Annotated in this window: 20 protein-coding genes; 11 read left to right on the top strand and 9 right to left on the bottom strand. The window is 73.4% G+C overall.

What is annotated here, in order from left to right; all coding sequences use genetic code 11:
• The first annotated feature begins 33 nt into the window (after positions 1 to 33).
• Positions 34 to 1,464: a geranylgeranyl reductase family protein gene (locus tag OHB04_RS01090; protein WP_405807069.1), complete on the top strand. Its 1,431-nt coding sequence runs from the start codon at positions 34 to 36 to the stop codon at positions 1,462 to 1,464.
• A gap of 467 nt (positions 1,465 to 1,931) precedes the next feature.
• Here the strand turns inward: OHB04_RS01090 and OHB04_RS01085 are convergent, their stop codons facing one another.
• Positions 1,932 to 2,423, bottom strand: a complete 492-nt coding sequence (locus OHB04_RS01085) for a nitroreductase family deazaflavin-dependent oxidoreductase (RefSeq protein WP_326685859.1) — start codon at positions 2,421 to 2,423, stop codon at positions 1,932 to 1,934.
• A 202-nt stretch (positions 2,424 to 2,625) separates the two neighbouring features.
• Between OHB04_RS01085 and OHB04_RS01080 the strand changes: the two genes are divergently transcribed.
• The 3 genes from OHB04_RS01080 (at position 2,626) to OHB04_RS01070 (ending at position 5,404) form a co-directional block, all read left to right on the top strand.
• Positions 2,626 to 3,339 (top strand): TetR/AcrR family transcriptional regulator, encoded by a 714-nt coding sequence (locus tag OHB04_RS01080; protein WP_326685858.1) that lies wholly within the window; start codon positions 2,626 to 2,628, stop codon positions 3,337 to 3,339.
• Positions 3,340 to 3,422: 83 nt separating this feature from the next.
• Entirely contained in the window at positions 3,423 to 4,700 is a 1,278-nt protein-coding gene (locus OHB04_RS01075; RefSeq protein WP_442814770.1) for a sensor histidine kinase, read from the top strand.
• A 38-nt stretch (positions 4,701 to 4,738) separates the two neighbouring features.
• On the top strand, positions 4,739 to 5,404 hold the full coding sequence (locus OHB04_RS01070; RefSeq protein WP_326685856.1) for a response regulator transcription factor: 666 nt from the start codon (positions 4,739 to 4,741) through the stop codon (positions 5,402 to 5,404).
• Positions 5,405 to 5,480: 76 nt separating this feature from the next.
• Here the strand turns inward: OHB04_RS01070 and OHB04_RS01065 are convergent, their stop codons facing one another.
• Together OHB04_RS01065 and OHB04_RS01060 are read right to left on the bottom strand one after the other, a co-directional pair.
• Positions 5,481 to 6,332: an alpha/beta fold hydrolase gene (locus tag OHB04_RS01065; RefSeq protein WP_326685855.1), complete on the bottom strand. Its 852-nt coding sequence runs from the start codon at positions 6,330 to 6,332 to the stop codon at positions 5,481 to 5,483.
• 107 nt (positions 6,333 to 6,439) lie between these two features.
• Positions 6,440 to 7,675 carry an MFS transporter gene (locus tag OHB04_RS01060; protein ID WP_326685854.1) on the bottom strand — a complete coding sequence of 412 codons (1,236 nt, stop codon included), beginning with the start codon at positions 7,673 to 7,675 and terminating at the stop codon, positions 6,440 to 6,442.
• Between the two features lie 17 nt (positions 7,676 to 7,692).
• On the opposite strand from OHB04_RS01060, the gene OHB04_RS01055 reads away from it, so the two are divergent.
• From OHB04_RS01055 to OHB04_RS01035, 5 genes are all read left to right on the top strand, one after another.
• Positions 7,693 to 8,925: an ROK family protein gene (locus OHB04_RS01055; protein ID WP_326685853.1), complete on the top strand. Its 1,233-nt coding sequence runs from the start codon at positions 7,693 to 7,695 to the stop codon at positions 8,923 to 8,925.
• Between the two features lie 4 nt (positions 8,926 to 8,929).
• Positions 8,930 to 9,538: a GNAT family N-acetyltransferase gene (locus OHB04_RS01050; protein WP_326685852.1), complete on the top strand. Its 609-nt coding sequence runs from the start codon at positions 8,930 to 8,932 to the stop codon at positions 9,536 to 9,538.
• A gap of 279 nt (positions 9,539 to 9,817) precedes the next feature.
• Positions 9,818 to 10,138 (top strand): SHOCT domain-containing protein, encoded by a 321-nt coding sequence (locus OHB04_RS01045; RefSeq protein ID WP_326806529.1) that lies wholly within the window; start codon positions 9,818 to 9,820, stop codon positions 10,136 to 10,138.
• Positions 10,135 to 11,055 (top strand): ABC transporter ATP-binding protein, encoded by a 921-nt coding sequence (locus OHB04_RS01040; RefSeq protein WP_442814769.1) that lies wholly within the window; start codon positions 10,135 to 10,137, stop codon positions 11,053 to 11,055. Before OHB04_RS01045 ends, OHB04_RS01040 begins: the two co-directional genes overlap by 4 nt.
• Positions 11,052 to 13,634, top strand: coding sequence for an ABC transporter permease (locus OHB04_RS01035; protein WP_326806528.1), 2,583 nt, complete (start codon positions 11,052 to 11,054; stop codon positions 13,632 to 13,634). Before OHB04_RS01040 ends, OHB04_RS01035 begins: the two co-directional genes overlap by 4 nt.
• A gap of 20 nt (positions 13,635 to 13,654) precedes the next feature.
• Here OHB04_RS01035 and OHB04_RS01030 read toward each other — a convergent pair whose 3' ends face one another.
• Positions 13,655 to 14,284 carry an ATP-binding protein gene (locus OHB04_RS01030; RefSeq protein WP_405807640.1) on the bottom strand — a complete coding sequence of 210 codons (630 nt, stop codon included), beginning with the start codon at positions 14,282 to 14,284 and terminating at the stop codon, positions 13,655 to 13,657.
• Between the two features lie 159 nt (positions 14,285 to 14,443).
• On the bottom strand, positions 14,444 to 14,752 hold the full coding sequence (locus OHB04_RS01025) for a hypothetical protein (RefSeq protein ID WP_326685847.1): 309 nt from the start codon (positions 14,750 to 14,752) through the stop codon (positions 14,444 to 14,446).
• A gap of 123 nt (positions 14,753 to 14,875) precedes the next feature.
• On the opposite strand from OHB04_RS01025, the gene OHB04_RS01020 reads away from it, so the two are divergent.
• A complete protein-coding gene (locus OHB04_RS01020) occupies positions 14,876 to 16,018 on the top strand; it encodes a PLP-dependent cysteine synthase family protein (RefSeq protein ID WP_326692552.1) in 1,143 nt (380 codons plus the stop codon).
• A 38-nt stretch (positions 16,019 to 16,056) separates the two neighbouring features.
• Here OHB04_RS01020 and OHB04_RS01015 read toward each other — a convergent pair whose 3' ends face one another.
• Together OHB04_RS01015 and OHB04_RS01010 are read right to left on the bottom strand one after the other, a co-directional pair.
• On the bottom strand, positions 16,057 to 16,530 hold the full coding sequence (locus OHB04_RS01015) for an SRPBCC family protein (RefSeq protein WP_326685846.1): 474 nt from the start codon (positions 16,528 to 16,530) through the stop codon (positions 16,057 to 16,059).
• Positions 16,531 to 16,620: 90 nt separating this feature from the next.
• Positions 16,621 to 17,484, bottom strand: a complete 864-nt coding sequence (locus tag OHB04_RS01010) for a DeoR/GlpR family DNA-binding transcription regulator (RefSeq protein WP_326685845.1) — start codon at positions 17,482 to 17,484, stop codon at positions 16,621 to 16,623.
• Positions 17,485 to 17,703: 219 nt separating this feature from the next.
• On the opposite strand from OHB04_RS01010, the gene OHB04_RS01005 reads away from it, so the two are divergent.
• On the top strand, positions 17,704 to 20,283 hold the full coding sequence (locus OHB04_RS01005) for a hypothetical protein (RefSeq protein ID WP_442814768.1): 2,580 nt from the start codon (positions 17,704 to 17,706) through the stop codon (positions 20,281 to 20,283).
• Here the strand turns inward: OHB04_RS01005 and OHB04_RS01000 are convergent.
• Both OHB04_RS01000 and OHB04_RS00995 read right to left on the bottom strand, forming a co-directional pair.
• A complete protein-coding gene (locus OHB04_RS01000) occupies positions 20,253 to 22,724 on the bottom strand; it encodes a right-handed parallel beta-helix repeat-containing protein (protein WP_326806526.1) in 2,472 nt (823 codons plus the stop codon). The two genes, OHB04_RS01005 and OHB04_RS01000, sit on opposite strands and share 31 nt — an antisense overlap.
• A gap of 185 nt (positions 22,725 to 22,909) precedes the next feature.
• Positions 22,910 to 23,512: an Rv1733c family protein gene (locus OHB04_RS00995; protein WP_326685843.1), complete on the bottom strand. Its 603-nt coding sequence runs from the start codon at positions 23,510 to 23,512 to the stop codon at positions 22,910 to 22,912.
• Between the last annotated feature and the right edge of the window lie 370 nt (positions 23,513 to 23,882).

The following is a 23,882-nucleotide window of genomic DNA, read 5'->3' as shown; positions in this document are numbered from 1 at the left end:
GTGTATCGCACATGAGCGGCCCCGTAGGATGCGGTGGGCCATTCCGGAGCCGAGGTCGAGCGGGAGCAGAAGCACATCGTGAGCAGCGAGAACGCAGCCGGAAACGAGGACTTCGAAGGCGGAGCCGCCGAAGGGGTCGGTGGAGCCGGCGAAGGCACCGGAGGATCCGGGCCTGTCTGGGACGTCGTCGTGGTCGGCGCGGGACCCGCCGGAGCGTCGGCGGCCTACGCGGCGGCGGTCGCCGGCCGCAGAGTGCTGCTCCTGGAGAAAGCGGAGCTGCCCCGCTACAAGACGTGCGGCGGCGGCATCATCGGTCCCTCGCGCGACGCGCTGCCCCCGGGCTTCGAGCTGCCGCTGCGCGACAGGGTGCACGCGGTGACGTTCTCCATGAACGGCAAGCTGACCCGCACCCGGCGCTCCCGCAGCATGCTCTTCGGGCTGATCAACCGGCCCGAGTTCGACGAGAGCCTGGTCGAGTTCGCCGTCAAGGCCGGCGCTGAGGTCCGCACGGGCGTCACGGTCTCGCGGGTCGAACAGCACGGGCCCTCGGTGCCCGACCGCCGCACGGTCGCGGTGGTCCTCTCGGGCGAGGAGCAGCCGGTACTGGCCCGCGCCGTGGTCGGCGCAGACGGGAGCGCGAGCCGTATAGGCGCGCACGTCGGCGTGAAGATGGACCAGGTCGACCTCGGCCTGGAGGCGGAGATCCCGGTTCCGCCCAGCGTGGCCGAGGACTGGGCCGGCCGAGTGCTGGTCGACTGGGGCCCGCTGCCGGGCAGTTACGGCTGGGTCTTCCCCAAGGGCGACACCCTCACCGTCGGCGTCATCTCCGCACGCGGCGAGGGCGCGGCCACCAAGCGCTATCTGGACGACTTCATCGCCCGCCAGGGCCTCGCGGGCTTCGAGCCCAGCATCTCCTCGGGGCATCTGACCCGCTGCCGTACCGACGACTCGCCCCTTTCCAGGGGCCGGGTGCTGGTCTGCGGCGACGCGGCCGGCCTGCTGGAGCCCTGGACCCGCGAGGGCATCTCCTTCGCGCTCCGCTCGGGCCGCCTGGCGGGGGAGTGGGCCGTACGCGTCTCCGAGTCGCACGACGCGGTGGACGCGCGCAGGCAGGCCCTCAACTACGCCTTCGCCATCAAGGCGGGCCTCGGCGTCGAGATGGGTGTCGGGCGCCGGATGCTGCGGATCTTCTCCCGCCGCCCGGGGCTCTTCCACGCGGCCCTCACCGGATTCCGCCCCGCCTGGAACGTCTTCGCCCGCTTCACGCGCGGCGCCACCTCGCTCTCCGAGATCGTCCGCGTCCACCCGGTGGCCCGCCGGGCGCTGGACACCCTCGACCGGCGTGAGGCCGAGCAGGGGGCCACCGGCAACGAGGACGGCAAGGGCCATGGCGAGGCGGCCGAGGCGGACGGCGGCCCCGACGAGGAGCGCGGCGGCGAAAGGGCGGTGGACCGCCCGGCGTGACGCGCTCTCCCTCCGGGGGGGGGCCGCCGGGTGGCTGCGGGCGCCCGCGCGCGCCGCGCATCGGGCGGAGCCCGCCCGGAGGTGTGGGGTGGGGGTGGCGGAGGCCCGCCGGCTCGCTGGTCCGGCGCTCCTCCGGCTGCTGGACGACGGGGCCTCTGTGCCGGGGCCCGGCGTCTGTGTCGAGGACCCGGCGGGGTGCCCTCCTCCGCGACCTACGGCCTGTCCGGCGGATCTTCCTGGTGCCCTCTTTCCTGGTGCTGAGCAGGGGCTGCGACTGCCTGTGCTGTGCAGAGTGCGGGTGTTCCCCAAGCTCTTCGAGCAGGGAGGTACCCCCAGGCTGGTCGCGCAGTTCCCCGCGCCCCTTTGGGGTGCTCAAGAGCGCCCCCCCCGGCACGCGCCTCGCCCGTACGTGCCGGGGGCTCGCGTGCGGGCTCCGCGAAGCCTGAGCCGCGTAGGGCGACCGGAGGTCAGTCGGTGTAGGTGATCCGGAAGACCGGGTGTCTGGGGGCCGCCGCCAGCAGTTCATCGTCGGGGGAGTCCGGCCCGACACCCTCGAAGAACGCGCCGACCTCCCACTTCCACTTGCGCAGATAGGCCCGCAGGATCTCCGGCTTCTCCGCGTCCTTGACCTCGACGGCGCTGAAGGCCCGGCTCTTCTTCCCGTGATGGATCTCGCCGCCGCCCGCCGCGCGCATGTTGTGCGTCCACTGGACGTGGCCCCGGGCCGCGACGAGATAGACCGCGCCGCCGTGCGTCATCGGGTTGACCGGGGTGCGCCGCCACTCGCCGCTCTTGCGCCCCTTGACCGCGAGGACGCCCGAGCCCGCCAGGCTGATCCCCCGCCGCGAGAGCCAGGCGACCGTGGGGTTGAGCGCCTTCCTGGTGAACCAGCCGGGCTGCTTGACGAAGGGCGCAGAGCCGGAGCCGGGGGCAGGGGTCGTGCCGGGGCTGGATGACATGTGTTCCTCCGTGTGGCGGGGACGGCGATGCGGGCGGCGCGGACGGTGACGTGCCGGGGCGGTGCTCCAAATCGAGAGCACTGCTCTCTCTTCGGAGCAGTGTTGCACCGCGCGCCGCTCCAAAGCAAGAGCGCTGCTCACATTTAGAGAGCACTGCTCTCGTTATTGATCAGTGCTCTGGAAGCTGGCACACTTGCTCTCCATGAGCAGCAAGATCCAGGGAGCACGGGAAAGGGCCCGCGGTGAGATCACGGCGGCCATCAAGGCCGAGGCGCTACGCCAGCTCGCGGCCGAGGGCGCGGCGCGCCTCTCCCTCCGCGCCGTCGCGCGCGAGCTGGGCATGGTCTCCTCGGCGCTGTACCGCTACTTCCCGAGCCGTGACGACCTCCTGACCGCCCTGATCATCGACTCCTTCGACGCCGTCGGCGCCGCGGCCGAAGAGGCGCTGGCCGCCGCCGAGTCCGTGGCCGACTCGCACTTCGCCCGGTGGCAGGCCGTGTGCCGGGCCGTGCGCGGCTGGGCGCTGGAGCATCCGCACGAGTACGCGCTGATCTACGGCTCGCCCGTCCCGGGCTACGCCGCGCCGCAGTCCACCGTCGGCCCGGCGGCCCGCGTCGGGCTCGCGCTCTTCGCGATCGTCCGCGACGCCCATGACAGCGGCGCGCTCCGTGGAATTCCGGTCTCCTCCGCCGCGCCCGGGCCGGTGCTGCGGGACGCCGAGGCTCTCGTGGCGCGTCTGGGCGTCCGGCTGCCGCCCGCGGTGGCGGCGGAGCTGGTCGTTGCCTGGTCCCAGCTGTTCGGGCTGATCAGCTTCGAGCTGTTCGGGCAGTTCACCAATGTCGTCGAGGCGCGGGAGCAGTTCTTCGCGCACGCGGCCGACCGCCTGGCCGACCAGGTCGGCCTGGGCGGCGGCTGAGTCCGCGTACTGCGTGGGGAGTAGGGCCGGCCACCGCGCTCGGGTGACGCCGCCACGCCATACGCAGGGCTAGCGTGACAGGCGTGACCAGCACCTCCCGTTCTCCCGGCGCTTCCGGCCCTCCCGGTGGCTCCGGGGACACTCCCGCCGCCCCTCCCGGGGTGCCGACGCCCCCATGGCGCCGGCTCCTCGGAAGGGTTCCGGCCGCGGCCCGTCTCCCGTGGCTCTCCTCGCTCGCCGTCTTCGTCGTCCAGCAGGTGGGCAGCGGCTTCGCCGCGCACAACCGGCCCGTCGACCGTCTCGACCTGGACGGCGTGGCACGTGCTCTGCTGACCCTCGGACCGCTGCTGCTGCTCGTACGGCACCGCTGGCCCCGCACGGCCGTCTTCGGTACCTCGGCGGTCACGCTGGCGTATCTGGCGGCCGGTTATCCGTACGGGCCGGTCCTGCTCAGCGTCGTGGTGGCGGGCTTCGCCTCCATCGTTGCGGGTTACCGGTACGCGACCTGGGGCGCGCTCGGCATGCTGTGGGCGGGGCACCTCCTGGCCGGCCACGTCTTCCACCGCTGGCTCCCGCCGGACGGGCACGAAGCGGGCGGGTGGGGCACCGACCTGTTCATGGCCGTGTGGATGGTGGCCCTGTGCACGGCCGCCGAGCTCGCCCGCGTACGCCGCGCCGAGCGGGCCCGCCGGCAGCGCGAGGCCGAGGAGGCGGAGAAGCGCCGCGCCGACGAGGAACGGCTCAGGATCGCCCGTGAGCTGCACGACGTACTGGCGCACAGCATCTCCGTCATCAACGTCCAGGCCGGGGTCGGCCTCGCCCTGCTCGATTCCGACCCGGAGCAGGCCCGGACGGCCCTGGCCACCATCAAGAGCGCGAGCAAGGAAGCGCTGGGGGAGGTGCGGCAGGTCCTCGACACCCTCCGCACCCCCGGCGACGCGCCGCGCGCCCCGGCCCCCGGACTCGACCGGCTTCCCGAGCTGACCGAACAGGCCGCGGGCGCCGGGCTCCAGGTCACCACCGAGGCCGAGGGCACGCCGGTGCCGCTGCCCCCCGGCGCGGACCTGGCCGCGTTCCGGGTGATCCAGGAGGCGCTCACCAATGTCGTACGGCACTCCGGCTCCCGTACCGCCCGCGTCCGACTGCGCTACGGCACCCGCGAGCTGGAACTGCTCATCGACGACGACGGACCCGCGACCGGCGACGGCCCCGGCGGCGGGGGCAACGGACTGGTGGGGATGCGCGAGCGCGCCGCCGCCCTCGGCGGCACCGTCGGGGCGGGGCAGCGAGGCGACGGCGGATTCCGGGTGCGCGCGGTGATTCCGCTGCGCGCCGCCGAGGCCGAGCCGCCGCTACAGTGACCGCGCCGGACGCCCGCGAGGACTCGAATGGAGACACCGTGATCCGCGTACTGCTCGCCGACGACCAGCTCCTCGTGCGTGCGGGGTTCCGTGCGCTGCTGGACGCCCAGCCCGACATCGAGGTCGCGGGGGAGGCGGCGGACGGCGAGGAGGCGGTCGCGCTGGTGCGTGAACTCGCCCCCGATCTGGTCCTGATGGACATCCGTATGCCGCTGGTGGACGGCCTCGCCGCCACCCGCCGCATCACCGGCGACCCGGCGCTGGCCGGGGTGAAGGTCGTCATGCTGACCACCTTCGAGCTGGACGAGTACGTCTTCGAGGCGATCCGCTCCGGAGCCTCCGGCTTCCTCGTCAAGGACACCGAGCCGGAGGAGCTGGTCCGGGCGGTGCGCGCGGTGGTCGACGGCGACGCGCTGCTGTCACCGGGCGTCACCCGGCGGCTGATTGAGGAGTTCGCCGCCCGCTCGAAGGAGCCCGCGGCGGCCGAGGGGTTGGCCGAACTCACCGAGCGGGAGCGGGAGGTGATGGCGCTCGTGGGCATAGGGCTGTCCAACGAGGAGATCGCGCGCCGCCTCGTGGTCTCCCCGCTCACCGCCAAGACCCATGTGAGCCGCACGATGGTGAAGCTGGGCGCCCGCGACCGCGCCCAACTGGTTGTCCTGGCCTACGAGTCGGGCCTGGTCCGCCCCGGCTGGCTCGGCTGAACGCCGCCGGACCGAACCTGGCCGCGCCCCCGGATGCCGTGAAGCCGCCACATCCATCACTGGCGACCACCGTCATTTATCGGCGGACAACCGCGTCGTCGAGCAGGAACCGGACCAGCGCCGCGGTCAGCTGGGCCGGGGTGTCCTCCTGTACGAGATGGCCCGCGCCCTCGATCAGCCGCAGCTGTGCCCCCGGGATCCGGCCGGCCAGCTCATGGGCGTTGTCCGCCGCGATCCAGGTGTCGTCGGCGCCCCAGCAGACGAGCACCGGCATCGCTGTCTCGCCGTACTTCACCTCCGCCTCCCGGGTCCAGCGGTGGTCGTTCTGCGCGATCTGGCGGAAGAAGGCCGGCTGTCCCGCCTCTCCCAGCCACGGCTCCGTCAGCCGGTCGAGCACGTCCGGGTGCAGCCCCGGCGAGCTGGCCGAGGAGATGTACTCCCGTACCAGCGCCCGGTGCAGCGCGGGCGGCAGCTGGGAGAAGATCTCCGGGTGAGCGCCCATCAGCTTGTAGGTGGGCGAGCCCCAGGAGTCGAAGGCCACCACCACGTCCACCAGCGCCAGCCGTTCGAACGCCGCGCCGTGCAGCAGATGGGCGCGCATGGCGACCGTGCCGCCGAAGTCGTGTGCCAGTACGGCCGGACGCTCCAGGCCCCAGTGGGCCAGCAGCTCGGTGAAGACCCGCGCCTGTGCCCCCAGCGAGACGTCCTGGCCCTCGTACTTCGCCGACGTCCCGTAGCCGGGCATGTCCCACACGTACACCCGGTGGCTCGCCGCGAGGGCCCGTGCGACCTCGCGCCAGGTGTACGAGGACCAGGGCGTCCCGTGCAGCAGGACGACGGGCGGCAGGGCCGGGTCCCCGAGCGCGGCCCAGCGCACGGTCCCGTTCGCGCTCTCGTAGGTGCGGGCCAGTGTCCATTCGTTGATCATGCACACCACTCTGCCGCGCACCGCGGTACGGAAACACTGGCCAGGATGACGACAATCGATGGATTCTGGCCACTCCCCGCCTCTCTCCGGGGCGTCCGCCCGCCCGTTCACTCTTCCGGCAGTACCGCGTGCCGCGTCGCCCAGGCGGTCAGGGAGGCGAAGGCCGCCAGCACCGCGACCGTCAGCAGCGCGGCCGTCAGCGAGAACCAGTCCGTCAGGAACCCGATGGCTACGGGGCCCAGCAGGATGCCCCCGTAGCCGAAGGTGGAGGCCGCGGCGACACCGCCGGGGCCCGCCAGGTCGCCCGCCCTGCCGATGGCTATGGGGAAGACGTTGGCCAGCCCCAGCCCGGTCAGCACGAAGCCGGCCAGCACCAGCCACACCGAAGGGCCCAGCGACCCCAGCAGCATCCCGCAGCTGCCCAGCGCGCCGCCGGCGATCAACACCCGCCCGGGGCCGAGCCGTTCGACCAGCGTGGTGCCCGAGAGCCGCCCGAGAGTCATGGCGCCCGCGAACACCGAGTATCCGGAAGCGGCCATGCCCGCGCTCGCGCCCAGGTCGTCGGTCAGGTGCAGTGCGCTCCAGTCGGCCAGCGCGCCCTCGCCGTAAGCCGTGCACAGCGCGATCAGCCCGAGCACCGCGACCAGCCGGCGCGCCCGCCCGGACGGCCGCGCGGCGTCTCCCGGACGGTCGGCGCGCTGTGCGGGCCGCGGCTCGTAGCGCGTCAGGGGCCGGGTGCCGAGTGCCGCCACGGCCAGCCCCGTGACCGTCAGCAGCAGCAGATGGCGGGTGACGCTCAGGTGCCCCGCCAGAAAGCCGCCGAGCCCGGCGCCGAGCATGCCGCCGAGGCTGAAGGCCGCGTGGAAGCCGGGCATCACCGGGCGGCGCAGGGCGGCTATCAGGTCGACGGCCGTGCTGTTGAGCGCGACGTTCATCCCGCCGTAGGCGACGCCGAAGACCAGCAGCACGAGCCCCAGCGTGAGCGCGGAATGCGTCAGCGGGGGCAGTGCGACGCTCAGGGGGAGGAGGAACGCGCAGGTGAGGACCACGGGTTGGTTGCCGAACCGGGAGCACAGCCGGCCGGTGAGCACCATCGTGGCCACGGCGCCCGCCGAGACGCCCAGCAGGGCCAGCCCCAGCGCGCCGGCCGAGGCTCCGGTCTGCTCCTTGACGGCGGGGATACGGACGACCCATCCGGCGAAGACGAAGCCGTCGAGTGCGAAGAAGGCGGTGAGTGCGGCACGGAAGCGGCGCAGGTCCGGGGAGGGGGCGGCGGTGGGAGACTGACTGGCGCGCCCCTTCGAGCCGGCGAGCGCCGACCGTATTTTGTTTAGTGTCGGCACAAAGAGAGAATAGAGCCGTGACCCAGACGCGTACAACAAGGTTGGAGAGAGGGCGTTCGGCCCTGGGACCCGCACTGGAGCTGGTCCATACCGGGCAGGCGCCCACCCGCGCGGTGCTGACCGCCGAGCTCGGCGTGACCCGCGCGACGGCCGGGGCCGTCGCGGCGGAGCTGGAGTCCCTCGGGCTCATCACCGTCGACGCCCACCCCACAGCGCCCGTCGGCACCCAGGGCCGCCCCTCGCACCGCCTCGCCGTCGACCCGCGAGGCCCCGTGGTGCTGGCGGCCCAGGTGCACTCGGACGGATACCGCGCGGCGCTCGTCGGCCTCGGCGGACACCTCGTCGCCACCGCGCCCGGCTGCTGCGCCATCGACGCCGATCCGGCGCAGGTGCTCGGCGAAGTCGTCGCCACGGGAGCGGAGTTGCTGCGCGCCGCCGGGCGGCGCTGCGTCGGCGCCGGGCTCGCCGTCCCCTCGGCCGTCGCCGAACCGGAAGGCACCGCGCTCAACCCGCTGCACCTCGCCTGGGAGGCCGGTGCGCCCGTCCGCGACATCTTCCGAGCCTGCCTCGCCGACGCCGGCATCCCCGGCCCCTCCGGAGCGCCGCCGGTGACGGGCTTCGCCGGCAACGACCTCAACGTCGCCGCGCTGGCCGAACACCGGCACGGCGCCGGCCGTGGCGCCCGCCACCTGCTCGTCGTCGGCACGGGACACCACGGTGTCGGCGGCGCGCTGGTCCTCGACGGGCGGCTGCACACCGGGAGTTCGGGGCTCGCCCTGGAGGTCGGCCACCTGACCGTCGACCCGGGAGGGCGCCCCTGCCACTGCGGCAGCCGGGGCTGCCTGGACGTGGAGACCGACCCCACCGCGCTCTTCGACGCCGCCGGCCGCCGCGCGGGCCCCGAGAACTCGCTGCTGCACCAGGCGAGCACGATGGTGCACGAGGAGTACGGCACCGACCCGGCTGTGCGCCGCGCGGCGGGCACGCTCATCGACCGGCTCGGACAGGGCCTGGCCGGGCTGGTCAACATCCTCAACCCCGACCGCATCGTCCTGGCCGGACTGCACCGCGCCCTGGTGGAGGCCGACGGGGAGCGGCTGCGCGGCGTGGTCGCCGACCGCAGCCTGTGGGGCCGCAGCGGCGGCGTGCCCGTCATCCCCAGCTCGCTGGACCACAGTTCCCTGGTCGGCGCGGCCGAACTGGCCTGGCAGCCCGTGCTCGATGACCCGCTGGGGGCGCTGGGAGGATAGCCCCATGCGAATCAGAGCGGGCGCCCGGCACGAGCTGGGGCGGCTCCAGGACATCGAACGCGCGGCGGGACGGTGGTTCCGCGACATCGGCATGACGGAGATAGCCGACGACGAACCCCCTTCGACGGCCGCCCTGAGCGGCTACGCGGAATCCGGGGGGCTCTGGGTCGTCAGCGGCGGAGAAGCCGCCCGGGACGCGCCGGAGGCGCCGGACGCAGGGGGAGAAGAGGGCGCAGGAGACCTGCCCGTCGCCTACGCGCTCGTCGAACCTCTCGACGGCTGCCTGCACATCGAGCAGATCTCCGTCCATCCGGACAACGCCCGCCGCGGCATCGGACGCGCCCTCATCCGGCACCTGGCTCGGCGCGCCGCGGCGGACAGGGTGCCCGCGCTGACCCTCAGCACCTTCACCGGCGTCCCCTGGAACGCGCCCTACTACGAGCGACTCGGCTTCCGCGTGCTGGCCGTACACGAACTCTCCCCGGGGCTGCGCGAGATCCGCCGCTCGGAGAAGGAGGCCGGTCTCGACCGCTGGCCCCGCGTGTGCATGCGCGCCGAGACCCGCGCTCTCCTTCCCGCCGGGCAGCACGGACGGCTACGCCCCGGGAAGTAGCCGCGACACACCCGAGCGCGTCATCCCCGGAGGGCCAACCGCGGGCCGGAGCACGCCCGGAGGGCGGCTTCACCGGCCACCCCGCCCGCTTGCGGGTTCCTCGTCAAGGACCTCGAACCCGCCCGCCGACCTCCTGCCCGCCGCCGGGAGCAGCCCGAAGACCGCCCGCTACTCCCGGCGGGGTATCCCTACGGCCGCCGGCCGTACGACGACCCGGACCCCCCTCCACAGCCACTCTCGGTAGTGAAAGGCACCACACCGACCGAGGAGCTGAGGACCATGCAGACCCTGGCGCAATGGCACGACGGCGGGGGCCCCGGGCCCTGGATCCTGCTCTTCCCGCTGATCTGGGCGACCGTGATCGCGGGAGGCGTCATCCTGCTGCGCCGCACCGTGTGGCGCGGCCGTCGCGGACCCTGGCAGCACCAGCGGCACGCGCCGGCCGCAGCCTCCGCACACGGACCCGACACCGCGCTCGGCATGCTCGACCGCCGCTTCGCACAGGGCGAGATCGACGAGGACGAGTACTGGCGCCGCGCCTCCGTACTGAACGAGAGCGTCCGTGAGCGGCACGGCGAGTCCAAGGACGGTGCCGCATGAGCGACGCACGTGCGGCTGCCGGGTCGCAGGCGATGGTGTGGCCTGTGGGAGGCCGCGGGGGCGGAGAAGCGAGTCAGGAGGGGGTGCGCGACGCACGTGCGGCTGCCGGGTCGCAGGCGATGGTGTGGCCTGTGGGAGGCCGCGGGGGCGGAGAAGCGGGTCAGGAGGGGGCGCGTGACACCGCAGCCGCCCGTGTCACCGCTGCCGTGAAGGTCTACGGCAGCGGTGACACGGAGGTCCGCGCCCTCGACGGCGTCACCCTCGGCTTCACCACCGGACGCTTCACGGCCATCATGGGCCCCTCGGGCTCCGGCAAGTCCACCCTCATGCACTGCGCCGCCGGGCTCGACACCCTTACCTCGGGCCAGGCCCACATCGGCGCCACCGAGCTGGGCGCCCTCAGCGACAAGCGGCTCACGCTGCTGCGCCGGGAGCGCGTCGGCTTCGTCTTCCAGGCGTTCAACCTGCTGCCGACCCTGACCGTCGCCGAGAACGTCACCCTGCCCCAGGACCTGGCCGGCAGCCGCCCCGACGCCGAGTGGACCCGGTCCCTCATCGACGTCGTCGGGCTCGGCGACCGGCTCCACCACCGGCCCGGCGAACTGTCCGGCGGCCAGCAGCAGCGCGTCGCCGTCGCCCGCGCCCTCGCGAGCCGTCCCGAGGTCGTCTTCGCCGACGAGCCCACCGGCAACCTCGACTCCCGCTCGGGAGAAGAGGTCCTCGGACTGCTCGGCGAGGCGGTGCGCCGGATGGGCCGCACCGTCGTGATGGTCACCCACGACCCGGTGGCCGCCGCACACGCCGACGAGGTGGTCTTCCTCGCCGACGGGCGGCTCGTCGGCCGCATGGAGAAGCCCACCGCCGAGCGCGTGCTGGACCAGCTCAAGTCCTACGACCGCGCGGGGCTGGTCACATGAGCACCGCCGAGGGCAGCGCCCGCACCGCGCTCCGGCTCAGCCTCGCCTCGCTGCGCACCCACAAGAGACGCTTCGCCGGCACCTTCTCCGCCGTGCTGCTGGGCGTCGCCTTCCTCGTCGGCACGCTTGTCATGGGCGACACCCTGCGGGCCGGCTTCGACTCGATGTTCGGCAACGCCACCAGCGGCACCGACGCCGTGGTCCGCAGCGACAGCGTCATCACCACTTCCGACGACGCCATGGGCACCCGGAACCCGCTGCGGGTCCGCGACAGCCTCGCCGCCGTCCGTAAGACCCCCGGTGTCGCCGCGGCCGAACCCAGCATCGAGGGCGCCGGACAGCTCATCGGCTCCGACGGCGAACCCGTCGGCGGCGACGGCCCGCCCACCACGGCGGGCAACTGGCTCCGCGACCCGCGCCTGAACCCCTACGACCTGTCCCAGGGCCGCGCACCCCGCGCACCCGGCGAGGTCGTCCTCAACGAGGGCGCGGCCGACACCGGCAAGCTGAGGATCGGGGACACCACCACCCTGCGCACCCCCGACCCGGTCAAGGTGAAGATCGTCGGCCTGGCAACCTTCGGCGGCGAAAGCGGCATGGCGCAGTCCACCTTCACGGGGATGACCCGCGCCGACGCGGAGAAGTACCTCATGCCCGCACCCGGCCTGGCCGCCTCCCTCAAGGTGCGCGCCACCGACGGCACCAGCGGGCAACAGCTCGCCGACCGGCTGGAGTCCAGGCTGCCCGACGGCGTCGAGGCCGTCACGGGACAGCAGGCGGCCGACGAGAACCTCGACAACCTCTCGGGCCAGTTCCTGACGCTCTTCACCAGCCTCCTGCTGGTCTTCTCCGGCATCGCCCTGCTGGTGGCGATCTTCTCGATCCACAACACCTTCGCCATCGTCGTCGCCCAGCGCACCCGCGAGAACGCGCTCCTGCGGGCGCTCGGCGCCTCCCGGCGCCAGGTGCTGAGCACCACGCTGGCCGAGGCCGCCGTCGTCGGAGCCGTCTCCTCGGCCGTTGGCCTCGGCGCCGGGATCGGCATCGCCGCCGGACTCCAGGCCCTCTTCCCGGCGATCGGGTTCCCCTTCCCGGAAGGCTCGCTGGCCATCAGCGCGCTGTCCATGCTGCTGCCGTTCGGGGTCGGCATCCTGGTCTGCCTCGGCTCCGCGCTGCTGCCCGCCGTACGCGCCGGACGCACCGCACCGCTGGCGGCACTGCGCGAGACCGCCGTGGAGACCACCCGCGTCTCACACGGACGCGCCGCCTCCGGCGTGCTGCTCGGCGCGGGCGGCATCGCGCTCGCCGCCGTGGGCGCCGCGGAGAGCAGCAGGTCCGTGCCCATGACCGCGACCGGCGCCGTCGCCGTGCTCGCCGCGTTCATCGTCCTGGGGCCGCCGGCCGCCGCGCTCGCCGTACGCGCCCTCGGCGGTCCCCTCGCCGGGCTGCGCGGCAGGACCGGGGCACTCGCCCAGCGCAACGCGCTGCGCAGCCCCAAACGCACGGCCGCCACGGCGACCGCGCTGATGATCGGCGTCGCCGTGGTCACCCTCTTCACGGTCTTCGCCGCGTCGCTGAAGTCGATGATGGACGAGACCGTCGGGCGCAACTTCGCCGGCGATGTCGCCGTCAGCACCCCGGGCTTCGGCGCGGGCGGCAGCGGCCTGAGCCCCAAGCTTGGCCCGGCCCTGCAGAAGCTCCCCGAGGTGGACACCGCGCTCGGCCTCGGCCAGGGCGTCGCCCGCGTCGACGGCTCCGGCCAGGAGCTGACGGTGACCGATCCGGCCAAGCTGCCCGAGGTGATGAACCTGGGCCAGGTGGACGGCTCCCTCGCCCGCCTCGGCAAGGACGGCCTGGCGGTCTCCCGGAGCAAGGCCGAGGGCAACGGCTGGAAGCCGGGCTCCACCGTCGCGCTCACCTTCACCGACGGCCGGAAAGAGCGCTTCACCGTGCGCGCCGTCTACGAGACCGGCGAGCTGACCGGCGACTACGTCATCACCCACCGGGCCTGGGCCCCGCACCGCACCCAGGACGCCGACAGTTTGCTGTCCGTCTCCTTCAAGGACGGCGTCTCCCAGGAAGAGGGCCAGGCAGCGGTCGCCGAGGTAGCCGAGCGCTACGGCGAGCCGGACGTGCAGACCCGCGACGAGTACGCCCAGTCGGCCGCCGGCGGCATCGACATGATGCTGACACTCGTCTACGCCCTGCTCGTCCTGGCCGTCCTCATCGCCCTGCTGGGCATCGCCAACACCCTCACCCTCGCCGTCCATGAACGCACCAGGGAGCTGGGGCTGCTGCGCGCGGTCGGCCAGACCCGCGCCCAGCTGCGCGCGATGGTGCGCTGGGAGTCGCTGCTGGTCGCGGCCTTCGGCACGGCCGGCGGGCTGGGCCTGGGCGGCTTCCTGGGCTGGGCGCTGGTGCGGGCCACCGACAGCAGAGGGCTGAGCGTGCTGAGTCTGCCGCCCCTCCAGCTCACCGTCGTGGCGCTCGTCGGCCTCGGCGCCGGGCTCGCAGCGGGCTGGCGCCCGGCGCGCCGGGCGGCCGGGCTCGACGTGCTGCGCGCCATCGCCACGGAATGAGCCGACGGCTGCCGCGGACCTCAGCCCGTGGCGGCCGTCTCCACCTCGGCGGGCCGCGGCGCCCGGCCGGCACCGCCGGCGTGCCGCGGGAGGACGGGGGCGCCCGCCGAGGTGTCCCCCACAGGCAGGGAGGCAGGGGGCTCTCGCTCCTCCGGAGCGGCAGCCCCCGTCGATGTGGTCCGCCCCCATCCGTCCGCCCCGGGCCCCGGTGCCGCGCGCGGCGCGGCCGGTGCCGCGGGGAGCGAGAACCAGACGGTCTTGCCCGAACCGTCCCGCTGCGCCCGCATCCCCCAGCTGGCGCTGACGGCCGCCACCAGCGCCAGCCCGCGCCCGCTGGTGGCCATCCGCTCCGGCGTGGCCACCGGCTCGTGCACGGTGGAGCGCACGCTCGGCAGCCGGGGGTCGTGGTCGTGCACGGAGATCGTCAGCCGGTCCCAGACCAGGGCGAGTTCCACCGTGCAGTGCTTGTCGTGCGTGTCGGACTCCGCGTGCCGGTGGACGTTGGTCAGCAGCTCGGTCACCCCGAGCACCGCCGCGTCGATGAGAGGGTCGAGACGCCAGTAGCGCAGCTGCGCCGACACGATTCTGCGGACCTGGCCGATCCGCGAGGGAAGCGCCTGGAACTCCACGGCACAGTGCCGTCCAGGCAGGGCCTGCGTGCTCGTACTGCTCGGTGGACTGATCACGTCTGTGACTCCCTGAGAGGGCCTGCCCGAGGGGGCGGGGAGCGGATCACATGTGATGTACGTAACAGGTCCAGCGTGGGAGCGGCCGAGCCGGGCCGCAAGCGGCAAGCGTGCCGCGGTCACCTAGCCGAGCACACCGCGTTCGGCGGCGGCCTTGGCGCGGGCCGTGCGCACCGCCGACAACAGCCCCTCGCGGTGCCCCAGCCCCAGCCGCAGCAGATACCGCTTCCCGCCCAGCGTGGCCAGCGCCTGGTCCCGCAGCCCGTATCCGTTGATGCGGACCTGGTCGACCGGAGCGCTGTCGATCTCACTGCCGTAACTGGTCATCAGCACCAGCTGGCCGTCCCGCACCAGCACATGGCCGGCGCGGGTGAGTGAGCGAAGCATCCGGTGTATCCGTACCCCAGTCGCGTCGAATTCCGGCTCCGCCACAACAAACCGCCTCCCACCGGATCGTCCCAGCAGGGGTACCCCCGTGCGTCCGCAGTACACCCGGGACCTGTACCCCTCCGGGGGAGCATGCCCTTCTCCGCGCCCATCTACCAGTGCACCTTTATGATCGGCTTCGTGAGCACCGCCGAATCCGTCCCTTTTGCCACAGCCGTCCCGACAGCAGATGTGGACCGCAGTGACGACGCCTACCGGAGCTGGCTGAAGGAGGCGGTACGCAAGGTCAGAGCCGAGAGCGGGCGCAGCGCCGACACACATCTGCTCTCCTTCCCGCTCCCCGGGGAGTGGGGGATCGACCTCTACCTCAAGGACGAGTCGACCCACCCCACCGGCAGCCTCAAGCACCGGCTGGCCCGCTCTCTGTTCCTCTACGCGCTCTGCAACGGCTGGATACGGCCCGGCGGCCCCGTCATCGAGGCATCCAGCGGCTCCACGGCAGTGAGTGAGGCGTACTTCGCCAAGCTGATCGGGGTGCCCTTCATCGCGGTGATGCCCCGCACGACGAGTGGCGAGAAGACCCGGCTGATCGAGTTCCACGGCGGCCGGTGCCACCTGGTGGACGACCCGCGCACCGTGTACGAGGTCTCGGCCGCCCTGGCCGCGGAGAGCGGCGGCCACTTCATGGACCAGTTCACCTACGCGGAGCGCGCCACCGACTGGCGGGGCAACAACAACATCGCCGAGTCCGTCTACCAGCAGCTGAGCCGGGAGCGCTATCCCGAGCCCGCCTGGATCGTGGCCACGGCGGGCACCGGCGGCACCTCGGCCACCTTCGCGCGCTACATCCACTACATGCAGTACGACACCCGCGTGTGCGTCCCCGACCCGGAGAACTCCTGCTTCTTCGACGGCTGGACCCGCGGTGACCCCGACGCGACCAGCGACAAGGCCTCCCGCATAGAGGGCATCGGACGGCCCCGGATGGAGCCGAGCTTCGTGACGGGGGCCATCGACCGGATGATGAAGGTGCCGGACGCCGCCAGCGTCGCCGCCGTACGCGCCCTGGAGCAGGTCCTCGGCCGCAGGGCGGGCGGGTCGACGGGCACCGGCCTGTGGAGCAGCCTCAAGATCGTCGCCGAGATGCTGGAGCGCGGCGAGCGGGGGAGCGTCGTCACCCTGCTGTGCGACCCGGGCGACCGCTACCTCGACAAGTACTACTCCGACACCTGGCTGGCCTCCCAGGGGCTGGACATCGCCCCCTACGCGGCGACCCTGGAACACTTCCTGGCCACGGGGGAGTGGGCCTGAGCCCTTCCCGGGAGCGCATGGGCATGGGCGGCTGAGAGTCAGGGGCGCAGCCGGAGGTCCAGCTTGCGCATCGCGTCCCGGAAGGAGGCGCCGATCCCGGCCCGGCCCAGCCGCATGACGGTGCGCAGCGTGCGGGTCCCGTCCACCGCCATCGTCCAGCGTACCCGCGCCCCGCCGGACGGCGACACCGCGAGGTTCCAGTCCTCCATCATCGCGCGCATCCCCGGCGCGTTCGTCCGGTCGATCCGGTAGGTGTACCGCTCGGCGGGCACCGCGGCCAGCACCGTCTCGGTGAAGAACCCCCCGCCCGTCAGCCGTACGTGACGCCCCTTGCCGCCCTCCGTCGGCGTCACCTGGCTCACCGCCGTGAACCAGAGCGGCCAGGCCTCCAGCTCCTCGGCCAGCGCCGTGAACACCCTCTCGCGCGGCACGCCCAGGTCGGCGGCGAAGGAGAGCCGCAGCGGCGCGGTATCGGCGAACTCCAGCCCTACAGAACGCAGTTGACGTGCCATGGGACGACCCCCAGCAGTGTGCGAACGGATGTGCACAGCCTATCCGGCGCTCACCCGCCCGCCTCCGTCACCCCGGGGCCCGGCCCTGGGCTACTGCTCGCCGGTCTCCGAGCCGCTGTCCGCGTCGGGCTCCGGCTCGCCCGCCACCACCAGCTGCGGCAAATGCTCCTGGATCTCCGCGCGCGCCTCCGCGGGCAGCCCGGCGTCCGTGACCAGGGCGTCCACCTGGTCCAGCGAGGCGAACGAACTCAGCCCCACCGTCCCCCACTTGGTGTGGTCGGCGACCACGATCACCCGGCGCGCCGAGCCGACGAAGCGCCGGTTCGTCTCCGCCTCCGCGAGGTTCGGCGTCGACAGGCCCGCCTCGACGGATATTCCGTGCACCCCCAGGAAGAGCAGGTCGAAGTGGAGCGAGCGGATCGCGGCGTCGGCCACCGAGCCCACCAGCGAGTCCGAGGGCGTACGCACCCCGCCGGTCAGCACCACGGTCGCCGCGCCGGGGCGGCCCGGCTGAAGAGCGCCCGAGGAGCGCTGGGCGGAGTGGAAGACGTCGGCGACCCGTACCGAGTTGGTGACCACCGTCAGATTCGGCACATCCAGCAGATGCTGCGCCAGCGCGAACGTCGTCGTCCCGCCGGAGAGGGCGATCGCGCTCCCCGGCTGCGCCATGACGGCCGCCGCCCGCGCGATGTCCTCCTTCGCGCTCAGCTCCAGCGAGGACTTCGCCTCGAACCCCGGCTCGTGCGTGCTGGCCTCCGCGACCGGAACGGCGCCCCCGTGCACCTTCTCCAGGGCTCCCTGCCGGGCGAGCGCGTCCAGGTCGCGGCGCACCGTCATGTCCGAGACGCTCAGCTTCCGGGTCAGCTCGTTGACCCGTGCCCCGCCCCGGCGACGCACCTCCTCGAGAATGAGCGCGCGCCGCTGCTCGGCGAGGAGGTTCTGGTTGTCGCTCACTGCCCTTGTCTCCGTTCGCTTTCCGTGACCGATCCGTGGGGACTGTGGGGAGGCCGCCGACCCGACCATTTTCGCACGCGCACAACGAGCGCGCGCATGTCACGATTCGGGTTCGCGCACCCCCCGTTCACTCCGGAGGGGCTCCCCACGGCCCCTCCCGGCGGGGATGCTGGAAAGGACCGCTGACACACAGTTTCGGGGGATCTCGGGGGAATCACCGTGCCGTCAGACCATGCTCACACCAGCGCGCCCGGACGTGCCGCCACACCAACCGCCACTGCACCATCCGCACCATCCGCCCCGGCCGACGACCGGCGCCACCGGCCCGGGTCACAGCTGTCGCTGGAGCTGCTCGTTCACGGAGTCGGGGGCACCACCCCCGAGGAGATGCTCGGCGACCCGCACACCACGCGCGTCACCGGCGACAGCACAGCCGCCGTCTTCCGGCGCAAGGAGGACAAGGACGCCGAGCACCGCCCGGAGGACTACGCCGACAAGTCCGTCCCGGAGGCGTACTGCTGGTCCAACCTCACCTCTGGCAACGGCTCGCGCGCCCTGTGGCTGATCCTGCTGCCGTTCATGGTCGTCAACCTCGCGCACTGGACCCGGCCCGCCGCCGACGGGCGGCGCGGCGCCGTGCGCCTGCACGGGCTGCTGGTGCGCCTGATCGCGCTCTCCCTCACCGTGCTGCTGACCGCCGCTGCCTGCGAGGTCGCGCTCGACCTGGCCGCCTGGCAGTGCGCCGGTGAGGCCCGCTGTGCCGAGGAACACTCCTGGCTCGCCTTCATGGCCGTGCCCGGCTCCGGCTCCGGTGGCTGGTGGAGCCAGCCCGGACGCAGGCTGGCACTCGCCACGGCGTTGCCCGCCGCCGGCACCGTGCTGCTGTGGTGGCTCTCCCACCGCACCTGGAGCGCCTACGAATCCCAGCCGCCGCTCAAGCCCACCGTCCCCGAGGACGCCCCCGGCGCCAACGGCCGCCCGCCGCTGTCGCTGCCCGGGTTCTGGTACGGGAAGCGGCACGTCGCCCGGCTGCGCGCGGCGCACACGGCGGCGGCCTTCCTGACCATCGCCGCCGCCCTGGCCGCCGCGGCCGGACGCTACGACCGCAAGCCGGGCGGCGACGTCACGCTGGACGTGCTGGGCCGGCTGCTGGCCGGGCTGATCGTCGTGGGAGTGCTGTGCGTCCTGTACGTCGTGTGCCGCAGGGGCCGCAAGGAGCGCGAGGCGGACGACCGGATCGACAAGCTCGCCGTGCGCGCGCTGCCCGGCGCCTCCATCGGCGTGGCCGTGCTCGCGGTGGTGCACAGCGCCTGGAGCCGCCCCGGCTGGGTCTCCGGCGGCTCGCTGCCGGGGGACGAGACCTTCGGGGTGCTGGCACTGCTCCAAGGAGCCCTCGTCGTCGTGCTCGGCATCGTCGGGGTACGGCTCCACCGCTCCCGTCGCGTCCCCCGCACGGCCCTGGCCGGGTTCGCTTCCGCCGGTATCGCCATGCTCGCCTGCGCCCTGGGCGGGGTGCTCTCCGGCGGAATCTCCCAGCGCGTCGGGGACTGGCTGGACGGCCCCGGCTCGCCCGGCTCCGGCAACGGTCTGATCGGCGGCCCGCCCACGATCCTCACCTGGCAGGCCTCCATCATCCCGGTGCTGCTCGCGGTGGTGCTGCTGCTGGTGTGCTGGTTCGCCTTCCGCGTGTGGCGTGACGCCAGGCGGCTGACCGGCGACGTGACGGCGGGCTACCCCGGGTCGCTCCCGGACGAGTCCCGCTCGCGCAAGATCGCCGGGGCGATCGCCCGCGCCGGACTGACCGACGAGGCCCCCTGGCTGGTCGCCACGATCGCCCTCGTCACGCTGTCGCTCGGCGGTATCGCCCAGCTCGGTGCCCTGCTGACGGGGAAGGTCCCCAGCGAAGCAGCCCAGGACACCCCCGACATCGTCGCCGGGTTCGCCGACACGGTGCAGGCGCTGGGCTCCTGGCTGATCGGGCTGGGCTTCCTGCTCTTCCTCACCTGGGGCCGCCGCGCCTACCGCGACGCCTCGGCCCGCCGCACCATCGGCATCCTGTGGGACGTCGGCACCTTCTGGCCCCGCAGCGCCCACCCCTTCGCACCGCCGTGCTACGCCGAGCGCGCCGTGCCGGACCTGGCCTGGCGGATGGCGATGTGGACGCACAAGGAGCCGGGCCGCCGCCTGGTGATCTCCGGGCACTCCCAGGGCAGCGTCCTCGCCGCCGCCGCCGTGTGGCAGCTGGATCCCCGCACCCGCCGCCAGATCGCGCTGCTGACCTACGGCTCACCCCTGGAGCGGCTCTACGGGCGCTGGTTCCCCGCCTACTTCGGGCCCCGGCAGCTGGCCGCGCTCCACAACGACCTGGACTGCTGGCGCAACCTGTGGCGGCTCACCGACCCGATCGGCGGCCCGGTGCGCCCCGAGCGCGCCGAGGCCCCGGAGCAGGCCCCGCCGGAGCAGTGCCACGGAGTCGACCGGGGCCCGCTGCTGGACCCGCTCGCCTACGGGCGCACCCGCGAACAGCCGCTGCCGGAGCCGATCCTGGCCCACGGCGACTACCAGGCGGACCCGGCCTTCGCGCAGGAGCGGGACGGACTGCTGACCCGTCTGAAGTCCAAGTCCGCGCGTACAGCCGGACGCGAGCCGCACACCGGTGTTCCCCAGCAGCCCCGGTCCGCATCGGCCGGGCACGAACCGGCCGCCGAGCCCGGACAGGTCGCCGGGCCCGAACCGGACGGGGAGGCTGAACCGGTGGCCGAGCTCGCTCACAGTGAGCCCGGCAGGTCCTCCGGATAGAGCAGGGTCAGGTCGTCGGTACTCGGGTCGGGGAAGTGCGCGACCCGGCCCGCGTGCCGCTCGACCATCGCCTCGAACGTCTGCCGCGCGGTGCGCCCGTTGCCGAACGACGGGCCCTTGGGCAGCTCGGTGAAGTATCCGAGCAGTGCCTCGCGCGCCCCCTCGCCCAGGTGGTATTCCTGCTCGTCGGCCTGCTGCTCGACGATCCGCAGCAGCTGCTCGGGCGCGAAGTCCCCGAAGGTGATGGTGCGCGAGAAGCGCGACGCCACACCCGGGTTGACGGCCAGGAAGCGCTCCATCTCGGCGGTGTAGCCCGCGACGATCACCACGACCTCGTCGCGGTGGTCCTCCATGAGCTTCACCAGCGTGTCGATGGCCTCGCGTCCGAAGTCGCGGCCCGAGTCCTCGGGGGAGAGCGCGTAGGCCTCGTCGATGAACAGCACCCCGCCCTTGGCCCGCTCGAAGGCTTCCTGGGTGCGGATCGCGGTCGACCCGATGTGCTCGCCCACCAGATCCACGCGCGAGACCTCCACCAGGTGGCCGCGCCGCAGGACACCGAGGGCGCGCAGGATCTCGCCGTAGAGCCGCGCCACGGTCGTCTTGCCGGTGCCCGGCGAGCCGGTGAAGACCAGATGCCGCCGTACGGAGGCGGCCTTGAGCCCGGCCTCCTGGCGCCTGCGGCCCACCTCGATCATGTCGGTCAGCGCGCGGACCTCACGCTTGACGCTCTCCAGCCCGACCAGCGCGTCGAGTTCCCCGAGGACCTCCTTCGGCGGACGTGCCTCCCCGGGCGCCTCCTCGACGGCCTGCTCCCCCTGCGCGGCCGGGGCAGCCGCCGACGTCCCGGGCGTGGTCTCGTCGGGGCGCCGCTGCCGGGGCACCGGTGCCGTCGCGGTCAGCAGCCCCGGCGCGGCGGTGGGGGAGTGGGGCCCGCCCGCCGCCACGGGGTCCGCCGTGGCGCTGACGGGGGCCGCGCTCTCGTCGCTGGTGCAGTCCTCGACGGAGGGGCCCTCGTCGGCGAACTCGTAGCCGCCGCGTGCGCACCGCTCCGTACGGCAGCGGCGCAGCGTGGCCCGGCAGCCGTCGATGATGTGGAAGCCGTAGCCGCGCGAACCGGTCACCCGGCAGTTGTGGAAGGTGCCGCGCCCCTCGGCCGAGACGTAGAAGCCCGCCTCGGCGGCCGCACTGACGGTGCAGCGCTCCACGGTGGGGTCGGCGCCCTTGGTGACGATGACCCCGGTGGCCGCGCCGTCGATGGTGCAGCCGTTGAGCACGCCGCCGCTGCCGTGGTCGCGGAACCAGGCGCCGGTGGCGGCCTTGCTGATCCGGCAGTCGTCGAGCTGCACGGCCGCTCCGTCGCTCACCGAGACGGCCGTGCCCCGCACCTGGGACAGGTCGCTGTCCAGCACGTCGGCGCGAGAGCCCCGGTCGAGGACGAACAGCGCGTCGGGCACGGTGTGCACCCGGCAGGAGTCCAGCACGGCGGTGGCGCCGTCGCTGACCCACACCGCCGGGTAGTCGCCGGTACTGTCGTGGATCTCGCAGCCGTTGGCGTCCACCCGGGTGCCCGGGTCCCACACCGACAGGCCGTTGCGCCCGAAGCGCCGCACCTTCGAACGGGTCAGCGTCAGCACCGAACGCGAGCGCAGGTCGACGGCGTTCTCGGGAATTTCGTGGATGTCGCAGTCGGCCAGCGTCAGCACGGCGTCGGTCTCCAGGGTGACCCCGTCCGCCGAGGTGCGGTGGACCCGGCAGTCGGTGAAGTGCCCGCTGGCACGGGCCGCCACCCGCAGGCCGCTGCCCTTGATCTCGTACACCTCGCAGCCGACCGCCTCGGCCGTGGTGCCCTCGCCCTGGAGGGTGATCCCGGCGCCGGAGGCGTGGTGCACCCGGCAGTGCGTGAGCCGGGGGCGCGCGCCGTCCCGGACCGCGATCCCGGACTGGCCCGCGGCCACCACCTCGCACTCCTCGTAGACGCCGCCGGCCGCACCGGAAACGCTGATGCCGAGCCCGGCGGGGTTGTCGACGGTGCAGCGCCGGACGGTCGGACGGGCCCCGGCGCGCACCTCTATTCCGGCGGCCGAACGCGTCATCACCCGCAGCCCCGTCAGCTCCGGCGCCGCGTCCTCGACCAGCACGGCGGGCACGGCCGAGTCCTGGCCCTCGATCTGGAGGTCCTGGACGAGCGCGGCGGCGCGCACCGTGAGCGCCACTCCGTCGGCCGGGGCGATACGCACCGAGCCGCCGCCCGCGCGCTCGGGCCCGCGCAGCGTCACCGCTTGCTCGACCACCAGGTTCTCCCGGTAGGTGCCGGGGGCGAGCGTGAGGACGTCCCCGTCGCCCGCCGCCTCCAGCGCTGCGGACAGCGAGGCGTACTCGCCTGTGCGCCGCCGCCACCGCGACGTGCCGCTGTGCGTCACCTGGACCGAGCCCTGTGCCATGGAGTGCTGTGCCCCAACCTCGTACGTACTCAGATGCGTTGTGCCGCGATGTGCGGCGCTGTCCGCGCGCCGCCTGTACCGGCCGCACCACCGTAGCGTGCGCTGGGGGTTCGAGTTGACTGGTCCATCCGAGTGAACCCCTCCCGGGATGCCGCGGAGGGTTCCGGGAGAGGTACGCGGGGTGGTCAGTTGCTGGTGCCGGTCCGGCCCCAGTCGGGGCCGATGCGGTCCCATTCCTCGCCCCAGCGCGCGTACCGGCGCCGCATCAGCATCCGCACCGTCAGCCGCCGCCCCGCCTCCACGCCCCCGACGGCGAAGGCGCCCGCCGCCAGCCCCGCGAGCAGCGAGTGCGAGGAAGCGCTGCGCGCGCTCATCGGCCGGGCCGTCAGACGGCCCTGCCCGTCCGTCCACACCTGGAAGCGGTTGCCGGGACTCACCTCGCGGTGCACCGAGACGGTGCCGGTGCGCACCGTCCCGTCCGGTCCGGTCCAGCGGGCTGTCACACGGGTGCGCTCGCGGCCCTGCGCGCCGGTCTCCGGGTTCGAGTCCAGTGACGGGCGGACGTTGACGTGCTGGGCCGTCGCCCAGGTCCGGTGGCGCTCGCGCTGCTGTTCGTGGGCCGTCCGGAGCAGTGCGTGGTGTGCCGCGTCGGCGCCGAGCCAGCCGATCAGCGGGGCGCCCACGGCGATCAGGAGCGCGGCACACAGGGCGGCCCACGCCTCACGGCGGTCGGTGCGGCGGCACAGCGGATTCCCGCGCCAGCGCCAGAGGCCGACGATCGTTCGCATCACCGCTCACCCCCTATCTCCCCGTCCGTACGTACCTCGCCGGGAGCGTTACATGCACGAGAGAAGCCCGAAGAGAGCGAAATCACCGTTTCGTGACGAGCGCTCGGCCGGCCGGACCGGTGCGGCCCCTGGTCAGGGCGGCCTCGTGGTCAGAGCCGGGCAGCACGCTCCCTTCCGCGGGCCGTTTCGATCCCCCTCGTGGTGCCCCGAGTTTACTGAGCGAATCCGCGAAGAGGGACGCGGGGCGCGCGAGGGAGGTTGCGCGCCGCCCCCGTGCTCCTGCGCCCCGCGAGCACTTTGCGAGGGCCACGAGCACGCCCTCAAGGGGCACACGGCATTCCGATGTCGCGGACAGTGATGATCAAGACGT

It is taken from the genome of Streptomyces sp. NBC_01775, from assembly GCF_035917675.1.
Lineage (GTDB): Bacteria > Actinomycetota > Actinomycetes > Streptomycetales > Streptomycetaceae > Streptomyces.
The sequence above is the reverse complement of the archived record's forward strand: the minus strand, read 5'-3'. Positions and strand labels throughout refer to the sequence as shown.

What these genes read in the sequence shown, in the direction of transcription:
- OHB04_RS01080 (WP_326685858.1), top strand. Translation starts at nt 2,626, where the DNA reads ATGAGCAGCAAGATCCAGGGAGCACGGGAAAGGGCCCGCGGTGAGATC.
- OHB04_RS01035 (WP_326806528.1), top strand. Translation starts at nt 11,052, where the DNA reads ATGAGCACCGCCGAGGGCAGCGCCCGCACCGCGCTCCGGCTCAGCCTC.
- OHB04_RS00995 (WP_326685843.1), bottom strand. Translation starts at nt 23,512, where the DNA reads ATGCGAACGATCGTCGGCCTCTGGCGCTGGCGCGGGAATCCGCTGTGC.
- OHB04_RS01000 (WP_326806526.1), bottom strand. Translation starts at nt 22,724, where the DNA reads ATGGCACAGGGCTCGGTCCAGGTGACGCACAGCGGCACGTCGCGGTGG.
- OHB04_RS01050 (WP_326685852.1), top strand. Translation starts at nt 8,930, where the DNA reads ATGCGAATCAGAGCGGGCGCCCGGCACGAGCTGGGGCGGCTCCAGGAC.
- OHB04_RS01085 (WP_326685859.1), bottom strand. Translation starts at nt 2,423, where the DNA reads ATGTCATCCAGCCCCGGCACGACCCCTGCCCCCGGCTCCGGCTCTGCG.
- OHB04_RS01065 (WP_326685855.1), bottom strand. Translation starts at nt 6,332, where the DNA reads ATGATCAACGAATGGACACTGGCCCGCACCTACGAGAGCGCGAACGGG.
- OHB04_RS01045 (WP_326806529.1), top strand. Translation starts at nt 9,818, where the DNA reads ATGCAGACCCTGGCGCAATGGCACGACGGCGGGGGCCCCGGGCCCTGG.
- OHB04_RS01020 (WP_326692552.1), top strand. Translation starts at nt 14,876, where the DNA reads ATGATCGGCTTCGTGAGCACCGCCGAATCCGTCCCTTTTGCCACAGCC.
- OHB04_RS01015 (WP_326685846.1), bottom strand. Translation starts at nt 16,530, where the DNA reads ATGGCACGTCAACTGCGTTCTGTAGGGCTGGAGTTCGCCGATACCGCG.
- OHB04_RS01040 (WP_442814769.1), top strand. Translation starts at nt 10,135, where the DNA reads ATGAGCGACGCACGTGCGGCTGCCGGGTCGCAGGCGATGGTGTGGCCT.